Annotated in this window: 16 protein-coding genes and 2 pseudogenes; 10 read left to right on the top strand and 8 right to left on the bottom strand. The window is 63.4% G+C overall.

Annotated elements, in window-relative coordinates; all coding sequences use genetic code 11:
* Position 1 precedes the first annotated feature (1 nt).
* Entirely contained in the window at positions 2-823 is an 822-nt protein-coding gene (locus tag NGM68_RS14805) for a nucleoside phosphorylase (RefSeq protein WP_252699008.1), read from the top strand.
* Between the two features lie 94 nt (positions 824-917).
* Here the strand turns inward: NGM68_RS14805 and NGM68_RS14800 are convergent.
* Positions 918-1,037 (bottom strand): annotated as a pseudogene (locus NGM68_RS14800) (transposase); the annotation flags it as partial.
* 56 nt (positions 1,038-1,093) lie between these two features.
* On the opposite strand from NGM68_RS14800, the gene NGM68_RS14795 reads away from it, so the two are divergent.
* Together NGM68_RS14795 and NGM68_RS14790 are read left to right on the top strand one after the other, a co-directional pair.
* Positions 1,094-2,017 carry a DMT family transporter gene (locus tag NGM68_RS14795; RefSeq protein WP_252699006.1) on the top strand — a complete coding sequence of 308 codons (924 nt, stop codon included), beginning with the start codon at positions 1,094-1,096 and terminating at the stop codon, positions 2,015-2,017.
* Between the two features lie 156 nt (positions 2,018-2,173).
* Entirely contained in the window at positions 2,174-2,545 is a 372-nt protein-coding gene (locus NGM68_RS14790; RefSeq protein WP_252699005.1) for a 30S ribosomal protein S8e, read from the top strand.
* A 158-nt stretch (positions 2,546-2,703) separates the two neighbouring features.
* Here NGM68_RS14790 and NGM68_RS14785 read toward each other — a convergent pair whose 3' ends face one another.
* Entirely contained in the window at positions 2,704-3,699 is a 996-nt protein-coding gene (locus NGM68_RS14785) for a phosphate uptake regulator PhoU (protein WP_252699004.1), read from the bottom strand.
* Between the two features lie 208 nt (positions 3,700-3,907).
* On the opposite strand from NGM68_RS14785, the gene NGM68_RS14780 reads away from it, so the two are divergent.
* The 3 genes from NGM68_RS14780 to pstA are packed head-to-tail and all read left to right on the top strand — an operon-like array spanning position 3,908 to position 6,806.
* The gene (locus NGM68_RS14780; protein ID WP_252699003.1) at positions 3,908-4,978 is read left to right on the top strand and encodes a PstS family phosphate ABC transporter substrate-binding protein; all 1,071 of its coding nucleotides are present in this window, start codon (positions 3,908-3,910) and stop codon (positions 4,976-4,978) included.
* On the top strand, positions 4,975-5,898 hold the full coding sequence (pstC, locus tag NGM68_RS14775) for a phosphate ABC transporter permease subunit PstC (RefSeq protein WP_252699002.1): 924 nt from the start codon (positions 4,975-4,977) through the stop codon (positions 5,896-5,898). The genes NGM68_RS14780 and pstC overlap by 4 nt, the downstream gene beginning before the upstream one ends.
* On the top strand, positions 5,895-6,806 hold the full coding sequence (pstA, locus tag NGM68_RS14770; protein WP_252699001.1) for a phosphate ABC transporter permease PstA: 912 nt from the start codon (positions 5,895-5,897) through the stop codon (positions 6,804-6,806). Before pstC ends, pstA begins: the two co-directional genes overlap by 4 nt.
* A gap of 260 nt (positions 6,807-7,066) precedes the next feature.
* Here pstA and NGM68_RS14765 read toward each other — a convergent pair whose 3' ends face one another.
* From NGM68_RS14765 to NGM68_RS14755, 3 genes are all read right to left on the bottom strand, one after another.
* A complete protein-coding gene (locus tag NGM68_RS14765) occupies positions 7,067-7,690 on the bottom strand; it encodes a hypothetical protein (RefSeq protein ID WP_252699000.1) in 624 nt (207 codons plus the stop codon).
* A gap of 121 nt (positions 7,691-7,811) precedes the next feature.
* The gene (locus tag NGM68_RS14760) at positions 7,812-8,411 is read right to left on the bottom strand and encodes a YIP1 family protein (protein WP_252698999.1); all 600 of its coding nucleotides are present in this window, start codon (positions 8,409-8,411) and stop codon (positions 7,812-7,814) included.
* Positions 8,412-8,467: 56 nt separating this feature from the next.
* Positions 8,468-9,052: a thymidine kinase gene (locus tag NGM68_RS14755; RefSeq protein WP_252698998.1), complete on the bottom strand. Its 585-nt coding sequence runs from the start codon at positions 9,050-9,052 to the stop codon at positions 8,468-8,470.
* 141 nt (positions 9,053-9,193) lie between these two features.
* On the opposite strand from NGM68_RS14755, the gene NGM68_RS14750 reads away from it, so the two are divergent.
* Complete coding sequence (locus NGM68_RS14750; RefSeq protein WP_252698997.1) at positions 9,194-9,841, top strand: hypothetical protein; 648 nt, start codon at positions 9,194-9,196, stop codon at positions 9,839-9,841.
* Here NGM68_RS14750 and NGM68_RS14745 read toward each other — a convergent pair whose 3' ends face one another.
* Complete coding sequence (locus NGM68_RS14745; protein WP_252698996.1) at positions 9,842-10,420, bottom strand: NADPH-dependent FMN reductase; 579 nt, start codon at positions 10,418-10,420, stop codon at positions 9,842-9,844. It abuts the gene before it with no gap.
* Between the two features lie 101 nt (positions 10,421-10,521).
* Here NGM68_RS14745 and NGM68_RS14740 point away from each other — a divergent pair.
* Positions 10,522-11,157, top strand: a pseudogene (locus NGM68_RS14740) (IS6 family transposase).
* Between the two features lie 31 nt (positions 11,158-11,188).
* Here the strand turns inward: NGM68_RS14740 and NGM68_RS14735 are convergent.
* Entirely contained in the window at positions 11,189-12,487 is a 1,299-nt protein-coding gene (locus tag NGM68_RS14735; RefSeq protein WP_252698995.1) for an O-acetylhomoserine aminocarboxypropyltransferase/cysteine synthase family protein, read from the bottom strand.
* 170 nt (positions 12,488-12,657) lie between these two features.
* Positions 12,658-14,913, bottom strand: a complete 2,256-nt coding sequence (locus tag NGM68_RS14730) for an NADP-dependent malic enzyme (RefSeq protein WP_252698994.1) — start codon at positions 14,911-14,913, stop codon at positions 12,658-12,660.
* A 133-nt stretch (positions 14,914-15,046) separates the two neighbouring features.
* Here NGM68_RS14730 and NGM68_RS14725 point away from each other — a divergent pair, with 133 nt between their 5' ends.
* A complete protein-coding gene (locus NGM68_RS14725; protein WP_252698993.1) occupies positions 15,047-15,541 on the top strand; it encodes a phosphopantetheine adenylyltransferase in 495 nt (164 codons plus the stop codon).
* A 367-nt stretch (positions 15,542-15,908) separates the two neighbouring features.
* The gene (locus tag NGM68_RS14720) at positions 15,909-20,012 is read left to right on the top strand and encodes a glucodextranase DOMON-like domain-containing protein (RefSeq protein ID WP_252698992.1); all 4,104 of its coding nucleotides are present in this window, start codon (positions 15,909-15,911) and stop codon (positions 20,010-20,012) included.
* Positions 20,013-20,253: the final 241 nt, after the last annotated feature.

Here is a 20,253-nt window from a genome sequence, read left to right as displayed (position 1 = left end):
AATGACCGGCGACAGCGAAGATCCGAACGCCGACGTACAGTACCACCTCGAGGTCGGGGCCGACGACGTGGCCGACACCGTGCTCCTCCCGGGGAATCCCGAACGCGTCGAGAAGATCGTCGCCCACTGGGACGACCACGAGGAACGCGCACACCACCGCGAGTACCGGACGGCAACGGGCGCATACGACGGGACGCCGATCTCGGTCACCTCGACGGGGATCGGAGGCCCCTCCGCCGCCATCGCGCTCGAAGAACTCGCCCGCGTCGGCTGTGAGACGTTCATCCGGGTCGGCTCCTGCGGGGCGATCCAACCCGAGATGGACGTCGGCGACCTCGTGATCACCACCGGCGGGGTTCGCCAGGAGGGCACCAGCGACGAGTACGTCCGCGAGGACTACCCGGCGACGGCCGACTACGAGGTCGTGAGCGCACTCGTCGCCGCGGCCGAACGGCTGGGCTACGACTACCACACGGGGATCACGATGAGCGCCGACTCCTTCTACGCCGGCCAGGGCCGACCCGGATTCGAGGGATTCGAGGCTGCCGGTGCAGACGACCTGGTCGACGAACTCACCGCGGCCAACGTCGCGAACATCGAGATGGAAGCCAGCGCCATCCTCACCATCGCGAACGTCTACGGCCTCCGCGCCGGGGCCATCTGTTCCGTCTACGCCAACCGCATCACCGGCGAGTTCCGCACCGAAGGGGAGTCTCGAGCCGCCGAAACAGCCTCGCTGGCGACCCACCTGCTGGCGAAGATGGACGCCGTCAAACGCGAGGCGGGCGTCGACCGCTGGCACGCAGGACTCAGCCTCGAGTGACGTCTCTCAGTACCGGGTTTCGAGCACCGTGTCCCGGTACCGTACTCGAATGCTGTATCTCGAGCGACGGTACCGACATGTCAACTACCCCACCCTAAGCGCCTTCGGCGCTTTGAGGGTGGGGCTTGTCCGTGAACTCGGCCTCGAACCCGTCGGGGTAGCCGGTAAATCCGGCGTTTGGCGTCACCGTTCCAGACTTGAGGGCGAGTTGAACCCAATTGCCGACCTTCGGATCGAAACCCATAGGTCGTCTTCGACGAACAGGTAGCCGTGAGCAGGTACCGTAACTTCGTCCTCTTCCTGGCGCTCGCCGCCGTCTGGGGAACCGCGTTCGTGGCCATCGGCGCCGGTCTCGAGTACTTCCCCCCGGTGTTGTTTGCAGCAATCCGATACGACATCGCGGGCGTCATCATGCTCGCCTACGCGGCTTACGCCGTCGGTGACGTCCTTCCTCGAGGACGCGACCAGTGGCTGCTGGTCACCATCGGCTCGGTGTTCCTGATCGCCGCCTACCACGCGTTTCTGTTCGTCGGCCAGCAACACACCACGGCCGCCGCGGCAGCTATCGTCGTCAGCCTCTCACCAGTCCTGACGACCGGGTTCGCCCGACAGCTCGTCCCCTCCGATGCCCTCTCGACGGTGGGAATCGTCGGCGTTGGCTTCGGACTGCTCGGAGTCATCGTCATCGCTCAACCCGATCCAAACGATCTGCTGGCGACCAACGCCGTCGCCACACTGCTGGTCTTTCTGGCCGCGGCTTCCTTCGCGTTCGGGAGCGTCCTCACCCGACGAATCGAAGGCACCATGCCCATCGAAACGATGGAGGCCTGGTCGATGCTCGGCGGCGCCTTCCTCATGCACCTCCTCAGTCTCGGCCTCCGGGAACCCATCGAGCCGTCCACCTGGCTCGAGGCCGAAGCCCTCTTCGCCCTCGGCTATCTCGCCCTCGTCGCCAGCGCGTTCGGCTTCCTGGTGTACTTCGACCTGCTCGAGCGCCTGGGAGCCGTCGAGATCAACATGGTCTCCTACGTCGCGCCAGTGTTCGCCGCCATCTTCGGCTGGCTGTGGCTCGGCGAAGTGATCGACGTCGCAACGGTGTTCGGGTTTGCCCTCATCGCGTTCGGGTTCGTGCTGGTCAAACGCCGAGCGCTCAGGGAGGAGTTTGGGCACATCCGGTCGCTGGCCAGGAGTTAACCCTCGGAGTGATGAAGCGGTGCTCGATTTCGAGGCAGATTCGTCCGGGCAATTGTGTGTAGGGCACAACTCGCGTTCGCAACGCCGTGATCGTCTCCTACTCGGAGGCCGATCCGAAGAGGTGCATTCAAGTATGCGCCACGACTTCGTGCGGGTATGCAAGACCATGGACGCTCTACGCGCAAGCGCACCGGCGGCCGACTGAAGCCGTTTAACAACCGACGCAAACACGAACTCGGCCGACACCCAACCGAGACGCAGGTCGGCGAGCCCCGCTTCCGGACGATCGACGTCCGCGGCAACGGCGAGAAGACCCGCGCGCTCGCGACCGACGTCGCCAGCGTGAGCACGGGTGAGGAGACCGTCACCGCCGAGATCACGGACGTCCTCGAGAACGACGCCAACCCGAACTACGTCCGCCGGAACATCATCACGAAAGGTGCCCTCATCGACACGAGCGAAGGCACGGCCCGCGTCACCTCCCGCCCCGGTCAGACCGGACAGGTCAACGCCGTCCTGCTCGAGTAACGACCGCCCCGTTTGGAGGCTGGTCGATTCGCGGTTTCGTTATTCCACCTGTGAGCGATGTCGCTGGGGCTGTCGCATTCGGAGTCTCATGCCGTACACAAACCGGCTTTGTGCGGAATTGCTCGTGTTGAGGAACTGATCCGCTCAAGAGAGACGGACTATGGCCGCGGCGCGGCCTTCTGCAACGCCGTCTCCGCGATGTTGCCGCCGTAGTCGGCGCTTCGCGAGAGCGAGTCGACGATGAGCCCCAGCGACTGCGCCTGAACGGAGTCGAGGTCGCGAAGCATGTCGTCGATCGTGCGGGTGTGCTCGTCGATCTCGAGTACGGATTCGAGGGCGGCGTGGCCGAGTTCGGTCGCCTCGGCGCTGTCCTCGGCGAACAGCGCGTCCATCGACTTCTCGAACACGTCGAACGTGTCGCCCAGGAGATCCTCGAGTGCATCGGCGACGCCCTCGGGAATCGCCTCGAGTTTGAGCGCGAGTTTGCTGATCTTTGCAGCGTGGTCGGCCACCCGTTCGAGCTGGCGCGCACTCGAGTGGTAGTCGAAGCAGTCCTCACGGGAGACGCCCAGTTCCTCCGAGGCCCGCGGTGAGCGCAGCGTCGCCCGGAACGTACGCGAGACGACGAGCCAGAGGCGGTCGACGTCGTCGTCGCGTTCGATGACGTCCCGCGCGATGTCGTCGTCGTTCTCGATGAGGGCTTCGACAGCGTCCCTGAGCATCGAGGCCGCGATCAGGCGCATTCGCGTGACTGCGTTGACGATAGACAGCTCCGAGGAGTCGAGCAGATCCTGGATCACGACGCTGTCGGTCGTCTCCTCGAGCACCTCCACACCGACCAGTCCTTGCGTGGCGCTTCGAATCGCTCGGCGTTGATCGGTCGTGATCCGGTTGGCTTCCAGCGCGATGATGTCGAAGCCGCTGACGTACATCGTCATCACCGCCCGCGTGAGCCGTTCGCCCTCGAGGTTCGTCACGTCGAGAGTTCCTTTTTGTCGATGCGTATCGCTCTGTGGGGTGAGCAAGAGTGCATCGTCATCGGGGTAGAACTCGACGGTGGTGCCGGCGCTGACGTCGTTGTCAGTCGCCCACGTTTTCGGGAGCGAGACGGTATACGTCGAGCCGCCGGTGACCTGCACCTTTCGGGTTTCCATGGAGGGTGATTTACTCAGCACAATATAAATCCACTGCAATCTATAGAGCGACGGCAACCTGGCAGAGAAAGTCGATCCTACACCACGATTTTCTCGAGTATTTCGAACGTATTGATCCCACAAACGCACCAAGTGACTGGTTCACAACATAGCCCTATATAGTCATCATAGTAGGGTATTTAGATAGTACTCAGCTCATATCACACTAATGGGAAACGAACCGGCTTCTAGGGGCGACGACACCACTCTTTCCCGTCGTCGCTTCACACTCGGTGTGGCCGGTACGGCGCTCTCCGGATTGGCTGGCTGTCTCGTTCGCGGCGAATCCAGCGACCTCTCCGGCGAGATCCGTATCGACGGCAGCAACACCGTCTTACCCCACAGCGCCATCGTCTCGGAGGAGTTCCAGTGGCGAAACAATCGCGTCATAGTCCCCGTACGAGGTTCTGGCACCGGTGCGGGCTTCCAACGCTTCTGTCGCGGAGAAACGCAGGTACAGAACGCGAGCCGCCAGATCATCGACGAGGGTGACCCGACCGACGAGGGGAGCCTCTGTTCGGCAAACGGCGTCGACTACGTCGAACTCGACGTCGCCCTCGACGGTATCGCCGTTTTCACTCATCCGGATAACACCTGGTGTGACGAACTCTCGCTCGAGGAACTCGAGCGGATCTGGGAACCCGGCTCGGACGTCCAGACCTGGAGCGACGTCCGCCCGGACGATCCGGACTGGCCCGACGAGGAAATCGAGCTGTACGGCCGCGACCCGGCCTCGGGTACGTTCGATTTCTTCACGAAGGCGATTACCGGTGAGCTTGGAGCGATTCGATCGGATTACTCCGCGAGCGCCGATACGAACGTCATCGTCCGCGGCGTACGCGGGAGCCAATACGGGCTCGGGTTCGGCGGTGCCGGCTACTACCAGGAAAACGAGGACGATCTCAAACTGATCGCGGTTGAAAGCGACGAGGAACCCGGGGAATACTATCGGCCATATCAGGAACACATCGAGAGCGAAGCGTATTCGCCGTTGACGCGCCCGTTGTACGCGTACTTCCGAACGGGCGCGTTCGATCGGAGGGAGGTCAGACGGTTCGCCGAATTCTACTTCGAGGAGATCGACGGCGAGGCCACCGAGGCCGACATAGTTGGCGACGACGAAACGCTCACCTGGACGCAGTGGTCTGCTCGCCGGGCCGGGTTCTACGCGCTCGGTGACGGCCGCCTCGAGGAGAACCACGACCGACTGCGAGAAGCGCTCGAGGCGGTGGTCGAATGAGCGTCGACTCAGCCGTCGACATCACGAATCAGGGAAGCGACATCGACAACCGGAAAAACGGCTTCGTCCGGTACGTTTTCTTCTCGTGTGCGCTCGTCACGATTCTCACGACTCTCGGCATAATTCTGGTTCTCGTCCAGGGCTCAGCCGAGTTCTTCGCGGAGGTGTCGATCGTCGAGTACCTGACGGGGACGAACTGGTCGCCCGTCATCCGCCCCCACAGTTACGGCGTCCTGCCGTTGATCTGGGGAACCTTGCTCATCACGGTCGGCTCCGCGATCATCGCGATCCCGGTCGGGACGCTGACGGCGATCTACCTCTCGGAGTATGCCAGCCCCCGTGTCCGCCGAACGATCAAACCGACCCTCGAGATCCTCGCGGGGGTGCCGACGATCGTCTACGGCTTTTTCGCCCTCTCGTTCATCACGCCGCTGTTACAGGGCGTGTTTCCGCAAACGGGAACGTTCAACGCCGCGGCGGGAGCCATCGTTGTGGGCATCATGATCATCCCGATGGTCTCCTCGCTCTCCGAGGACGCCATGTCGGCGGTACCGGACGACCTGCGTAACGCGGCCTACGGCCTCGGCGCAACGAAGTTCGAAGTGTCGACGACCGTCGTCGTCCCGGCATCCCTCTCTGGCGTCATCGCCTCCTATATTCTCGCGCTGTCGCGGGCAATTGGCGAGACGATGGCCGTCACGCTCGCCGCCGGGATGCACCCCCAAATCACGTTCGACCCGCTCGAGCCGATTCAGACGATGACGGCGTACATGGTGCAGATCGGCATCAGCGACGTCTCGGTGGACTCGATCGGGTACAAGAGTCTGTTCGCGGTCGGGATGACGCTGTTCGTGATGACGCTCTCGATGAACCTGTTTAGCATGTGGATCAAATCGCGCTACCGGGAGGAGTACCAATGAGCACCGACACCGCACGATCCCCGTTCACGGACGAATCTGGTCAGATCGAGCGAAAACGACAGATCGGACGCCTCTTCGTGGCGATCTGTTTCGCCTCGACACTCGTCGGCATCGTCGCGCTCATCGCCCTGATCGCCGACGTCATCTACGAGTCCTGGGGATGGGTCACCTGGGAGTTCCTCACCTATCCGCCGTCCCAGTCGATCGAGAACTACCTGCCGGGCGGTCGCGGGGCCGGAATATATCCCGCGCTGATCGGGTCGATCTTCCTGATCGCCCTGACCGCAGTGTTCACCATCTTCCTCGGCGTCGGCGCGGCCGTCTACCTCGAGGAGTACGCCCCCGAGAGCCGGCTCAAATCGTTCATCGAGGCCAACATCGCCAACCTCGCGGGCGTCCCCTCCATCGTCTACGGCCTGCTCGGCCTCGCGATCTTCGTCCGGGCCATGCAACTGGGCTCGAGTCTCATCGCCGGGGCGCTCACGCTCACCCTGCTCATCCTCCCGATCGTGATCGTCTCGACCCAGGAGGCCCTGCGCGCAGTGCCCGACTCACAGCGACAGGCGGCCTACGGCGTGGGGGCGACGCAATGGCAGGTCACCCGGGACGTCGTCTTACCCCGTGCGCTACCGGGGATCATGACCGGGACGATCCTCTCGCTGTCTCGAGCGATCGGCGAGACCGCACCGATCCTGATGATCGGGGCGGCGACCTCGATGTTTATCGCTCCGGATGGGTTGACCAGCCCGTTCAGCGCGATGCCGATGATGATCTTCGAGTGGGCCACCCTGCCACAGGCCGGATTCCAGCACGTCGCCGCGGCGGGGATCGTCGTCCTGTTGACGATACTGCTCCTGATGAACGCCATCGCGATCTTCATTCGGAACAAGTACGATCCGCGATCCTGATCCGGAACCGGATCCGTTCACGATATTGTCACTCGAGGGCGGCGGTTGCTCGTCGCACTCGATGACGACGGTCACTCCTTCACTTCCGTGACGACAGTCATTCCTCACATCCATGACGACAATTACACCCCCACTCGAGGATGAACACGTCGTGTCCCACACAATCCTGAACACGCTTCTGTTCGGAGGAACCACCTGTCGCTCGAGGTCGTCGATCACCGTCCGAACCGCAAGAATACGCTGGGGTAGCGCGTCGACGCTCAGGACTCGGCTTCGGCTTCTTCGCCGTCGTCCTGCTCGCCGTCGTCCCCGCCGGCCTCTTCCTCGTCCATGTCCATGTCGTCTCCCATGTCCTCGTCAGCTTCAGCTGCTTCCTCGCTCTCGTCTTCCTCGTCTTCGTCCATCGTCACCGCATCGACCGCGGGTTCGAACTCCTCGATGGGTTCCCACTCGTCTCCCTCGGCCTGCCGTCGACGCCACACCAACACGGCCCCGACGGCGATTCCGAGGAGCACGAGCAGACGGCCGGCCATTCCACCCGATTTCTGGTCTTCGCCCTCGCCTTCGGCTTCGGCTTCGTCCATCGACTCCGGTTCCTCCTCAGCCTCCGATTCGACAGCCGACGTGATGTCCAGATCCGTTCCGTCGCCGTCTTCGCCCGCGGACTCGAGCACCCCCGACTGACCGAGGAGGTACCCGATGGCGGTTCCGATTCCGAACAACCCTACCGCCGGGATGGCACGCTTCGCTGGCGGACTCGTTCCTTCGGCCTCCTTGACGGCCTCGAGAATGGGTTCACGCATCGGCGTGTCCATCCCGACGCCGACGGCTTCTTTCACGACGCGCTCTGAGAGTGGCGCTTGCTCTGATTCTCGCTTGGGCATACGACAGCCGACAACATCCCGGTAAATAGTTCTGTGCCACGTTTTCGAATACGATATAGTCGCGTGTAGCGGTAGGCGGAGCCTACTGGCGGCGAAAGCGAGCAATACGGGATTACTGGACTCAGACGGGCAGGCTACTCGTGACCGCCTCGAGCGCTGTGAAGCCACCGAAACCGTATCCAAAGACGAGAGCTGCGGGAATCGCACCGGCGAGAATAGCCCGGACAACCGAGAGTTCGTGGACGATTCGGAGCCCAGCGATCAGCAACACCGTACCGTACCAACAGGCGAGAAGACGAACGGCAGGAATCGGGAGGCCGACGAAGACACACGGAGCCGTCGCATAGGCGATGACTTGCACCGTCTGGCTGATTCCGGCGCGCTCGCGAGCAACAATCATCAAGAAGAGCGTCTGAATCGCCGCGAGGAGGTGGAGGCCGAGCGGGGCGACGAGGAAGACGAGAAGACTGATCCAGAATAGGCCCTCGAGCACGGGCGAGACCGGGATCGATGGGTAGACCTCTGGCGTGAGCAGATATCGCGACGAAGCGACGACCAGCACGACGGTCAGCAGAAACGTCAGGCCCGGGGCCTGATCGCCCGGTGCGACGCCCGTCCGGAAGAACCGCTGCGGTCGAACGAGCACCTCGAACCACGCTCGAGCGAGCGCTCGCGGGCCGCGGTCGCGTCCGCCGTGAGGGTCGTCGATCCACTGGGTCATGTCGTTTTGTTGTGTGCGTTTATCCGTTCGTGCGTTCCGTGTCACCCGAAATGCCGTCAGTCGGTTCGAAGCGTGTGACAGTGCCGACACCGTGCCTCGTAGGACTCCGCAGCACCAACCAGGATGGTCGGATCGTCGACGTGTGCCGGGCGACCGTCCACCAGGCGCTGATTGCGCGTGGCTGGCTCGCCACAGCAGGCACAGATAGCCCGGAACTTCTCGACGTACTCGGCGACCGCGATCAGGTCGGGCAGCGGGTGAAACGGCTCGCCACGAAAGGTCTGGTCGGTGCCGCTGACGATGACGCGGCGGCCGTTGGCAGCCAACCGCTCACAGATGTCGACCAGCGACTCCGTGAAGAAGTTCGCCTCGTCGAACGCGACCACCTGTTCGCCGTTGAGCACGTCGAACGCCCGCTCGAGGTCGCCGTCGGGATCCAAAGCAGTCGCTTCCCAGCGACGGCCATCGTGTGAACCGATGTAGTCTTCGCCGTAGCGGTCGTCGAGCGCCGGTGTAAAGACCGCTACATCCTGGCCCGCGATTTCTGCGCGCCGGAGCCGTCGCAGGAGTTCCTCGGTTTTCCCGGAGAACATGCTGCCGGTGACGACTTCGATCCACCCACTGTTCGTGATCGCATGCATCGGATAAAAGCGGGGAAACCCGAGGTTAAATCGATTTCCAATTCGCTCGGCGCGATCCCCGCTCGTTTCGGGTCTCTCGCGAGCGGCTCGAGAGCGGCTAACGCATCCCATAACGAAAGGTGTCAAACACATACGAGGGGTATGAGCGTCATTCGCCAGCCCGGCCTGTTCGGCCGACACACGCGCCGGCGCGTCGTCGGCGTGACGGCAGCCGCGGGTGCGGCGACGCTCGAGGCGGTTGCCGTCGGCCTGTGGTTTACGCTCGTGGTCGTCGAAACGCGAACGGCAGCGGCGGCCCTCGCAGGACTGGGGATTCTCTTCTGTGGCGCGCTCTTGCGGCTCGGCATCTTCGGGGCGGCGACGGCGCCCGTGCAGGTGCTGTTGACGCCACGACGGATCGCGACGATGCTGACGCTCGTTGCTGCCTGGCCGCTGTGGATCCTTCTGGCCGAACGGATCGATGGTGTCCTTGGCCTCACTGTTGCTGGAATCCTCCTCGGGCTGGTACTGACCGTGCAGTTCGTCCTCGAGTGCCGGGTCTTCCGGCTCCCCGAGTCGCGCCGGTGTTACGCCACCGCGGCACTGGCGGGTGGACTCGTCGCTCTCGGCGCATCGATTCTCCTCGCCTCGGCCTGGTTTACGAACTGGACGGTGCTGACAGAACCGTTCGTCGTCGGTGACACCGCCCTCATATTCCGCATCGAGGCCTACCAGCTCGGCATCCTCGTCTTCGGTGCGTTCGCGTTTCTGGCCCACCAGCGTCGGTTTCAACAGACGCTCGAGCCCTGATCACGCACCGACGTTGTGATCCCCTTCGAACGAACTCGGATCGGGCTCGATTCTGGCGTACTGCACCGCCCGGCGACCGAGCGTCGCGACCCGCTCTTCGAGGTTCTCGTCGACGAACTCACCGGCGTCGATCACGCTGTGGGCGCGGGGGACGGCGACCTGGTGGGGGAGTACCCAGGTGTTGAGTGCTCGACACACCGTTCGGAGGTGCTCGAGTGTCGTTATCGGAAACGAGCCACCTGCCACGCCCACCAGGCCGACGGTCTTGTCCTCGAACTCGTCGAACCCGCAGTAGTCGAGGGCCGTTTTCAGCGTCGAGGAGTACGAGCCGTGGTACATCGGCGAGCCGAGGATGATGGCGTCGGCGTCACGGATCTGTCGGGCGACCGTCTCGGCATCGCCGGCGTCTTCCCGGTCGACGTCGGCGTCGAACAGCGGGAGGTCGTACGTTCGGAGGTCGAGGAGTTCCGTCTCCGCACCAGCTTGGGCCGCTTCCTCGAGCGCCCGCTCGAGAGTCACGCGCGTGTAGCTCTCGTCGCGAAGGCTTCCACAGACTGCAAGCACCTGCACGTCAGTCATGCGAAATTCGACACCGTCTCGTCTTAAAAAGTTGCGGCCGGTTTTATGGCGATGTTTAGTTTGAGTATGAAGTGGTGAGGCGGTGGCAGTCTTTGGTGCCTATGCCGAAAACTGCCAGCCTCAGAGAATCTAGTGGATGGATCGACTTGGAATTTGTGCAACGCGAGCGGACACCGCGCGAGCTGATGGTGCTCGGTATTCGCCTCCACTTGGGCGGACTGTCACTTTCGAATACCGTTCGAGAACTCGAGAAATACGGTGTCGAACGGAGTCGGAAGGCGGTTCATGACTAGGTTCACAAAGCCGATCTTGCGCCGAAAGACGGTGCCAGTCCGACCCACGTCGCCCTCGACGAGACCGTGATCTGGATCGATGGACACCAATACTGGCTGTATGCAGTGGTCGATCCAGCGACCAACCGATTCTTGTGCGTTCGGCTGTATTCCGCACGTACAACCGCTCTCACCGAGATGTTTCTCGCGGAACTTATGGAGAAACACGACGTCGAAGACGCCGTCTTCCTGATTGATTCGGCTGCCTGGTTGAAAGCTGCACTCCACCGGCGTGGCCTCGAGTTTCGGTACGAGCGTCACGGTGACTGCAACAGTGTTGAACGTGTCTACAGAGAGGTAAAACGACGAACGTCTTCGTTCTCAAACTTGTTCAGTCACGTCTATCCAGAGACGGCTAATTCGTGGCTCCAAGCCTTCACCCGCTGGCACAATGAGACAAACTAAACACGACCGGTTTTATTGTCCAAAACCAGTTCTAGCTCGAGGTCGCTTCGTCGATCGCTTGCTCGAGATCGGCGATGATGTTGCCCGGATCCTCGATCCCGACCGACAGTCGGACGAGGTCGTCGGTGACCCCCGAGGCTTCCTTCTCCTCGTCGCTCAGTTGCTGATGGGTCGTGCTGGCCGGGTGGATGATGAGCGTCTTCGCATCCCCCACGTTCGCCAGCAAACTCGCGAGGTTGGTCGATTCGACCGTCTTCCGGGCGGCCTCGTAGCCCGCCTCGAGACCGAACGTGATCATACCGCCGTAGCCGCCCTCGAGGTACTCGCTCGCGTTGTCGTGGGTGGGATGGGAGTCGAGTCCCGGGTAGTTCACCCAGGAGACGGCGTCGTGGGACTCGAGGAACTCAGCGACGGCCATGGCGTTCTCGCAGTGGCGCTCCATGCGAAGGGGAAGCGTCTCGAGGCCCTGTATCGTCTGCCAGGCGTCGAACGGTGACTGCTGATTCCCGAGGTCGCGCAGGCCGCGAGCGATGGCCGCGTAGGTGAAGGCAGCGTCGCCGAAGGTCTCCGCGAAGTTTACGCCGTGATAGGCGGGATTGTCCGCGGCCAGTTCGGAGTACTTATCGGGGTAATCGGCCCACGGGAACGATCCCCCGTCGACGACGACGCCGCCGACGGTCGTCCCGGAGCCATGGAGCCACTTCGTCGTCGAGTTCCAGACGATGTCCGCGCCGTGCTCGAGCGGTCGGCATAGCGCCGGCGTCGCGAACGTGTTGTCGACGACCAGCGGCACACCGTTGTCGTGGGCGATGTCGGCGATCCGTTCGATGTCCGGCGTGTCGAGTGCCGGATTCCCGATCGTCTCGAGGTGGACGTACGCGGTGTCGTCGTCGATTGCGTCGGCGTAGGCGTCGTACTCGAGCGTGTCGACGAACCGCGTCGTGATCCCGCGACGTTCGACGGAGTGAGTCAGGTAGGTGTACGTCCCCCCGTACAATGAGGACGCGCTCACGATGTTGTCTCCCGCCTCGGCGAGCAGGAACGTCGTCAGATCGAGGGCGGCCATCCCGGAGGCAGTGACGGCCGCGCCGACCCCGCCCTCGAGCGTTGCCAGTCGTTCCTGCAGCGTCTCGAGGGTCGGGTTCATCAGTCGCGAGTAGATGTATCCCGGCTCCTCGAGGGCGAACTGGGACGCGGCGTCGTCGGCGTCCTCGAACACGTAGGAGGTGGTCTGGTACAGTGGCGGCGCTCGGGCACCCGTCGCGGGATCGGGTTCCTGTCCGGCGTGGACGGAATCTGTCGACAGCGAATTCTCGGGTTCGTCGCTCATACACACGACTACGAGCCTCGAGCCATGAGGCTACGCAGAGGGGTGAGTATTGCCGAGGTCGATAATCTGCCCGAACGCGTTCGTCTCGAGTGCTCGTTCCTCGAGTAGTAGGCCACGATTCCCCGACCGCCGATCGGTATGCAACCGTTCCAAAAAGCGATTTGAGCGCCTCAGTCCTGTTGAGCGTCGACGACTGCCACACCCGCCAGGTTCACGATGTCTTTGACCTCGTCCCCGCGCTGGAGCACGTGTACCGGCTTGTCCATCCCGACCAGCATCGGTCCGATGGCCTCGGCGCCGCCCAGACGCTGGAGGAGTTTGTAGCCGATGTTGCCCGACTCGAGGTTCGGGAAGACGAGCACGTTCGCGGCCTCCTCGAGTTCGGAGAACTCGTAGGTGCCGGTGAGGATGTCCTCGACGACGGCAGTATCTGCCTGCATCTCCCCGTCGACCGGGAAGTCGATCTCGGGATCCGCTTGCAACATCGCGGCGGCCCGACGGGGTTTCCGGGTTCCCTCGTTGTTGACGCTGCCAAAGTTCGAGTACGAGAGCAGCGCTGCCCGCGGTTCGACGTTGAACCGGCGAGCGAGTTTCGCGGTCTGTTTCGTGACCTCCGCGAGCACCTCCTCGTCGGGATCCTGATTCACCGTCGCGTCCGCACAGAAGACGATCCGGTTCTTGAACGTCAGCAGGTAGACCCCGGCGGCGTACTCGACGTCCTCGGCCGTGCCGATAACCTGTAGCGGCGGGCGCAGCGCCGACGGGTAGTGGTGCGTGAGCCCCGTCAGGAGGGCGTCGGCGTCCCCTTCCTCGACCATCACGCTGCCGAAGTAGTTGGTGTCCCGGCGAACCAGGTCGGTCGCCTCCGAGCGGGTGATGCCCTTTCGCTGGCGAAGGTCGTACAGCCGGTCGGCGTAGGAGTCGTACTCCCCCGTGGTGGGGTCAGCCACCGTCGGCGTGAACTCGAGGCCGAGGTTCGTCGCCGTTCGGGTGATCGTGTTCTGGTCGCCGATGAGGATCGGATCCGCAATGCCCTGTTCTTGCATCTGATAGGCTGCGCGGATCATCTTCTCGTCCTCACCTTCGGCCAGAGCGACGCGCTTTGGATCGCTCTTCGCCTTGTTGAGCACCACGCGCATCATCTCGCGGGACTTGCCGAGGCGAGCCTCGAGCTGGGCCTCGTACTCGGCAGTGTCAAGGGCCGTGCGGGCGGCCCCGGAGTCGATCGCTGCCTGGGCGACCGCCGGGGCGACCCGGAACAGCACCCGTGGATCGACCGGCTTGGGGATGATGTAGTCAGGGCCGAACTGGATCGGCTGGTCGCCGTAGGCTTTGACGACGGCGTCGGGAACGTCTTGGCGGGCGAGGTCGGCGAGTGCGCGTGCGGCGGCGACCTTCATCGCCTCGTTGATCTCGGTCGCTCGAACGTCGAGGGCACCGCGGAAAATGAACGGGAACCCGAGGACGTTGTTGACCTGGTTTGGGTAATCCGAGCGACCGGTCGCCATGATCACGTCGTCGTCGCGGGCGTCTTTGGCGTCGTGGTAGCTAATTTCGGGATCGGGATTCGCCATCGCGAAGATAATCGGGTTGTCGCCCATCGAACGAACCATCTCCTGGGAGACGATTCCGCCGATCGAGAGGCCGACGAACACGTCCGCACCGTTCATCGCGTCCGCGAGGTCTCCCTCCGGGACGTCCCGGGCGAACTCACGTTTGTACTCGTTGACGTCACCAGCCTCAGCTCTGGCTGTCGTGATGATCCCCGAGGAGTCACACATGAGGATGTTCTCCTTGCGCGCACCGAGAGAGACGTAAAACCGGGCGGTCGCGAGGGCGCTCGCACCCGCGCCCGAGAAGACGATCTCGAGATCCTCGAGTTCCTTGCCGGCGATTTCGGCGGCGTTGACGAGTGCGGCCCCGGAGATGATCGCCGTTCCGTGCTGATCGTCGTGGAAGACGGGAATGTCGACCTCCTCTCGGAGGCGTTCCTCGACGGTGAAACACTCGGGCGCTTTGATGTCCTCGAGGTTGATCCCGCCGAACGTCGGCTCCATCATCTTGATCGCCTCGACGAGTTTGTGCGGATCATCCTCCTCGAGTTCGATGTCGAAGACGTCGATATCGGCGAAGCGTTTGAACAGGACGCCTTTGCCCTCCATGACGGGTTTCGACGCCTGCGCGCCAATGTTGCCCAGACCGAGCACCGCAGAGCCGTTCGAGACGACGCCGACGAGATTCCCCTTCGCCGTGTAGGTGTAGGCATCGGTTTCGTCCTCGTGGATCTCCATACACGGCGCGGCGACGCCTGGCGAGTAGGCGAGCGAGAGGTCACGCTGGGTATTCGTCGGTTTCGTCGTCGAAATCTCGACTTTCCCCGGTGGATCGGTTCGGTGGTAGTCCAGAGCGTCTTCGTCAAGTCCCATATCGGATGGAGGAACGTCCAGTACAAAAAACGATGCGAAGAGGGATTTCGACGATCGTCGAAGTCAGGGTTGGCACTGGGGGTGGAACGGACGATTCGACCCTTTTATACGCACCCCACCAGTGCCATGCAGTATGGACGTCGCGCTTGGTGGGACGTTCGACCCCGTTCACGACGGCCACCGACAGCTGTTCGAACGGGCGTTCGAACTCGGAGACGTGACTGTGGGGTTGACCAGCGACGAACTCGCACCGAAGACTCGACACGTCGATCGTTACGTACGACCGTACGAAGAGCGAAAGCGCGACCTCGCGGCCGAACTCGAAACCCTCGCCGCGGAGTACGATCGCTCGTTCGAAATCCGGACGCTGACCGAGCCAACGGGGATCGCGACCGAATCCCAGTTCGATTACCTCATCGTCTCCCCCGAGACCGTCGACGGCGGGAAACGAATCAACGAAATCCGTCGCGAGAAGGGCCACGACCCCCTCGAGGTCGTCGTCGTTCCACACGTGCTCGCCGAGGACGAGGACATCATCTCGAGCACCCGCATCGTCAACGGCGAAATCGACGAACACGGCAACCTGACGCCCGATCGAGAAGGGCGGAACGCGAAGCGTCCCGAATAGCTGTCGAACCGTCGGTTCCACGTCGCCCACCAGGCGTCTCCGTTCGTCTGGCGGGTCGGTGTTTTTCTGCAAGTCGATGAAACGGTGAAGTTCCAGGGTACAACGCGAGTATCGAGCGCGTAGCGTTCCTCGTGCACCCCCTGTCGGCTGCTCCTTTCACGATTCTGTGCTGCTGTCGGCGGAACGCACTGATTTCACCGATTAGTCTCTCGAGAGGAATCACCACTTTATATCAAAAAGATTGTAAATAGTGCTAAGTGTGGTGAATAATTACACCCTACTTGCACATTCCGTTCGGCGAGGTGACACGGGACACGCCAACACAGACCCACGTCATCGACAAGCGGACGGAACAGCCACCCCATCCATGAGCGATCACACACGCGACGACGACCTGACGGCGCTCCGCAGACGAACGGTACTCGGCGGCATGGCGGGCCTGGGCGCACTTGGGCTACTGACTGGCCTGAGCGGCTCAGTCACTGCCAGCGTGCCGGACGATCTGACCGCGAGCGGCATCGACTCCTACCACCCCGGCCATCCCCGGTTCGTTACGGCCGGCGAGAAGCTCTGGAACTCGGCGTTCGTCGGCCCCGAACTCATCGGTGGCCGGGACAACCTCGCCCCCCGCGTCCCTGAAGCGACGCCCGACCCGGACGGCTACGACGCCGACGACTTCGCCTGGTCGATCCTCGAGGCACCCGAGGGCAGCGAGGCTGAACTCACCTACCAGTCCTCGCTCGATCCCGAGCGACCCCGGTACAACGAGGGCCGGGACAACGTCACCGAGTTCGAAGCCGACGTGCCCGGGACGTACGTCCTCTCGCTCGAGGCGCCCGACGGCATCCACGAACTCACGATCCACGCGTTTCCAGAATCGGAGGCGGCATCAGGTGGGTCGCCGCGCCTCGCACTCGACGGGCATTTCGAAGACGACACCTACGTTATCGAGACGAACGCCCAGCTCGCGCCCAACAGCCAGGCAACACGCGACGACCTCGAGGTCGTCTTCCTCGCCGACGACCGGGACGCCCTCGAGACCGAAGCCATCGAGGTCGATGGCCTGACCGGCCGCGTTCCCGTCGACGCGCTCGAGGGGGAGTCCGCACGCGTCCACGCCGTCGCATACGACGGTTCCACACAGAGCATGGTCGATTCGATCGAACTCGACCCGGAGGGCGAAGTTTCACTCCCGAATCGCGCCCCGGAGTGGATGGAAGACGGCGTGATGTACCAGATCTTCCCCCGATCATGGGCCGGTCAGCGGGGCGAAACGACGTTCGACGACCTCATCGACGGCGTCGAGTATCTCGACGATCTCGGGGTCGACGCGGTGTGGTTGACGCCGGTCGTCCCCGCCGAGAGCGTCGACAAGCTATTCGGCCACGACAACCGCTCGGGCTTCCAGGAGGACGAGTTGCCGGGCGGTGGCCCTCACGGCTACGACACGAACGATTACTTCGGCATCGCCGAGGATCTGACCCCAGACGGGATGGATCCCGTCGAGGCGTACACGGCCTTCGTCGACGCCTGCCACGACCGCGACATCCGGGTCGTCTTTGACCTGGTGATCAACCACGCCGGTCGCGGACACCCGTTCTTCCAGGACACCATCGCCGAGCAGGGCACCGAATCGCCAGCCCCAGACTGGGAGTATCCCCCCGTCCACGCCTGGGACGAGGACTCGAAGTACTTCGACTGGTGGGATCGCCTCGAGGCTCCCGTCACGCTCGACGGCGAGATCGTCGACCCCGCCCCACAGACCACCGGCTTCTGGGGGCTGCGCGTCATGCCCAACTGGAACCTCGACAACGTCGCCGTCCGCGAACACATCCTCTCGATCGCCGAGTTCTGGTCGGGTGAGGTCGGCGTCGACGGCTTCCGGTGTGACATTGCCTGGGGAGCGCCCCACAGCATCTGGAAGGACGTTCGTGAGGTCGTTCGTTCGAACAACAGCGAGTTCCTCATGCTCGACGAGGCGATCCCGAAGGATCCGGCGTTCTCCGAGAACGAGTTCGACATGCACTTCGACACCGACGGATTCACGACGACGACTCACGACGTCGCCAACGGACTCGCCTCGCCGAGCAACCTCTACGACGACGTCCGCGCCCGGCAAACTGACGGGTTCCCCGACTACTCCCTCCTCCTCAACGCCGTCGAAAACCACGACGAGGTCCGACTGCTCAACCAGACCGTCGTCGACATGCACGACCCCGACCACAACGCAGTCGACGACGAGGAGTGGGATCGCGGCGCGGCGATCCAGCGGGCGTGCTGGGCTGCCGGCGTCACCCTCCCCGGCGTCCCGTTCGTCTACTACGGCCAGGAGCGCCAGATCAGCCGCTACGGCGAGGGGCGACACCTGGGAGAGGACGACCCGCGCGGCGTCGGTGCCGACGGCTCCATCGACACTGGCTCCGACGTCCGCCCCGGCGGCCGCCAGCGTGCGTTCATGAACTGGGACGCCTACGACGAGGAACACCTCGAGTTCTACAGGGAACTGATCGCGACCTACCACGACCTCGACGTCCTGAAGAACGACGCGGCGCTCGTGGGCGAGTGGTACGAGTCCGACGACCGCGTGCTCGTCTTCGGTCGCGACGCCAGCCACCTCGAGGACGTCGCCGGGCCCGAACGAGCGGTCGTCATCGTCAACTTCGAACCCGACGACCCGGCGACGGTCGACCTGCGCGGCGACGTCCACGAGACGGACGCCTTCACCGGCGAGGACGTCTCTGTGTCCACCAGCGAGGAGCGCCTGACCGTTGAGGTCGATTCGGTCGCCATCCTCGAGACGCCGACGTTCTTCGCAACCGGCGACCGTATCGCCAACCTCGCTGTCGCGCCCGGAACGGACGACGGGGATGGCCGGTACCGGTATCCCACTAGCGACCGGTTCTCCCACGGCATTTTCGATCTCACGAGCCTCAGCGTCCACGACGGCGGCGACACCTACCAGTTCCGCGCCGAAATCGGTGGCGACCTCGAGAATCACGCGGACTACGACGGCGGCTTCTCGGAACAACACCTGCAGGTCTACCTGCACGACGGCACGAAGGACGGCGACACAGACGCCCGAGAAGGCGTCAAAGCGACGTTCGAGAAGGCCTACCAGTACCGGGTCGTCGTCGATGGCGAACACGGCACTCGCGTCGAAGCACCAGACGGGACGCTCCTCGTCGAGGGCGACCTCGCGGCCAATCCTGCGGACGATTCAATCCTGATCGACGTTCCCAAGGATGCGTTCGACACCGCCCTCGAGTCGATGGAACTAGCCGTCCTCATGCTGGGCTACGATCCGGACGCGCCGGGGAACGTCAGACAGGTTACCGACGATTCGACGGAGACGACCTTCGGCGGCGCACAGAACGACTCCGCCCCGAACGTCATCGACGTGACGACGCCGGGGGACGTCCCGCAGTTCCAGGCGCTCGCCTACAGCGACGGCACGCTCGCGACCATTCCGTACGTCCCGCTCGCGACGGCGCTCGAGGAGGTGGCCCGGTTCGACGAGACAACGGGCGAACCGTATGGGCCGGGCACCTACGAGTACCCGACCAGTGACGACTTCTACGAGGGAGCCTGGGACATCGACGAACTGACGGTCTCGGCCTCGCGTGATCACGTCGAGTTCGCGTTCACGATGGCCACCGAGGTCGAGAACCCGTGGGGACTCCCGCGACCGTTCTCCCACCAGTTCTACCAGATCTACGTCTACGATCCGGACGCTGACGGCCCCGAAGCCGTCGAGGGACGCTCCGGTCTCCACGCCAATATGGCCTCGCCGTATCACTACCGAATCGTCGTCAACGGCGAATCGAACGAGAGCGTCGAGGACGCCGACGGCGACACTGTCACGTCCGACGTCGAAACGAACGTCGAGGGACGAACCGTTTCGATTCGCGTTCCTGCCGACTCGATTGGCTGGGACGGCGACGCCGACGGCGCCATTGGTATGTCGGCACTCGTGGCACCGTTCGACGGCTTCGGTGAGGGGAACATCCGGGGGATTGCCCCCGAGGCCGACGAGTACGTCATCGGCGGCGGCTCTGGATCGACGGATCCACGGGTCATGGACATGGTAACCCCCGAGGGCGTCGACCGCACCGAGTTGCTCGCCGATTCAGACGACTCGCTCCCGCAACTGCCGTTCGTCGCCCTCGGCGACGTCGATCTCCCGGATGCCGGCGACGTGGATGCACCGGATGATGACGACTCGAGCGACGAGGACGAGGGTTCAGATGCGGACGATCCCGGCGACGATGACGGTGGCGAGGATGATGGCGACGGCGTCGACACCGACGACGATTCCGACGACACCGAAACTGATGACAGTGACGGGACGTCCGACGACACCGACGACGGCATGCCCGGGTTTGGGGCAGCGGTCGGTGCGGCAGGAATCGCCGGCGGTGCCGCACTTGCGGCGAAGCGTCTCGGTCGCGTCGAGGAGTCTGACGAAGAATAGTGGGCTCGAGTCAGCCGACGTCCTGATCGAGAGCGTCGGTCTCGTCAATCGGCGCTCTGTCACGACGACCCCTCTCAAACACCGTTCGTTCGGCATCCTTTCCGACCAGTAATCTCCGCTTCTTCTGATTTCAGTGGCGTAGTGGCCGCTTACAGCCAGAGGATTCGTCGAAACAGTCACTCACGGGGATACGTTATTCGTTCAGTGACTGCCCTCGCGACCGACTAGTGGAGCCATCGCA

Origin of the sequence: Natronosalvus vescus, from assembly GCF_023973145.1 — an archaeon.
GTDB classification, from domain to species: Archaea; Halobacteriota; Halobacteria; order Halobacteriales; family Natrialbaceae; genus Natronosalvus; species Natronosalvus vescus.
The sequence above is the reverse complement of the archived record's forward strand: the minus strand, read 5'-3'. Positions and strand labels throughout refer to the sequence as shown.

Excerpts from the sequence above, each read along its gene's own strand:
- NGM68_RS14720 (WP_252698992.1), top strand. The coding sequence starts at position 15,909 with ATGAGCGATCACACACGCGACGACGACCTGACGGCGCTCCGCAGACGA.
- NGM68_RS14760 (WP_252698999.1), bottom strand. The coding sequence starts at position 8,411 with ATGACCCAGTGGATCGACGACCCTCACGGCGGACGCGACCGCGGCCCG.
- NGM68_RS14730 (WP_252698994.1), bottom strand. The coding sequence starts at position 14,913 with ATGGGACTTGACGAAGACGCTCTGGACTACCACCGAACCGATCCACCG.
- NGM68_RS14785 (WP_252699004.1), bottom strand. The coding sequence starts at position 3,699 with ATGGAAACCCGAAAGGTGCAGGTCACCGGCGGCTCGACGTATACCGTC.
- NGM68_RS14780 (WP_252699003.1), top strand. The coding sequence starts at position 3,908 with ATGGGAAACGAACCGGCTTCTAGGGGCGACGACACCACTCTTTCCCGT.
- pstC (WP_252699002.1), top strand. The coding sequence starts at position 4,975 with ATGAGCGTCGACTCAGCCGTCGACATCACGAATCAGGGAAGCGACATC.
- NGM68_RS14750 (WP_252698997.1), top strand. The coding sequence starts at position 9,194 with ATGAGCGTCATTCGCCAGCCCGGCCTGTTCGGCCGACACACGCGCCGG.
- NGM68_RS14725 (WP_252698993.1), top strand. The coding sequence starts at position 15,047 with ATGGACGTCGCGCTTGGTGGGACGTTCGACCCCGTTCACGACGGCCAC.
- NGM68_RS14755 (WP_252698998.1), bottom strand. The coding sequence starts at position 9,052 with ATGCATGCGATCACGAACAGTGGGTGGATCGAAGTCGTCACCGGCAGC.
- NGM68_RS14745 (WP_252698996.1), bottom strand. The coding sequence starts at position 10,420 with ATGACTGACGTGCAGGTGCTTGCAGTCTGTGGAAGCCTTCGCGACGAG.
- NGM68_RS14790 (WP_252699005.1), top strand. The coding sequence starts at position 2,174 with ATGCAAGACCATGGACGCTCTACGCGCAAGCGCACCGGCGGCCGACTG.
- NGM68_RS14735 (WP_252698995.1), bottom strand. The coding sequence starts at position 12,487 with ATGAGCGACGAACCCGAGAATTCGCTGTCGACAGATTCCGTCCACGCC.
- NGM68_RS14765 (WP_252699000.1), bottom strand. The coding sequence starts at position 7,690 with ATGCCCAAGCGAGAATCAGAGCAAGCGCCACTCTCAGAGCGCGTCGTG.
- NGM68_RS14805 (WP_252699008.1), top strand. The coding sequence starts at position 2 with ATGACCGGCGACAGCGAAGATCCGAACGCCGACGTACAGTACCACCTC.
- pstA (WP_252699001.1), top strand. The coding sequence starts at position 5,895 with ATGAGCACCGACACCGCACGATCCCCGTTCACGGACGAATCTGGTCAG.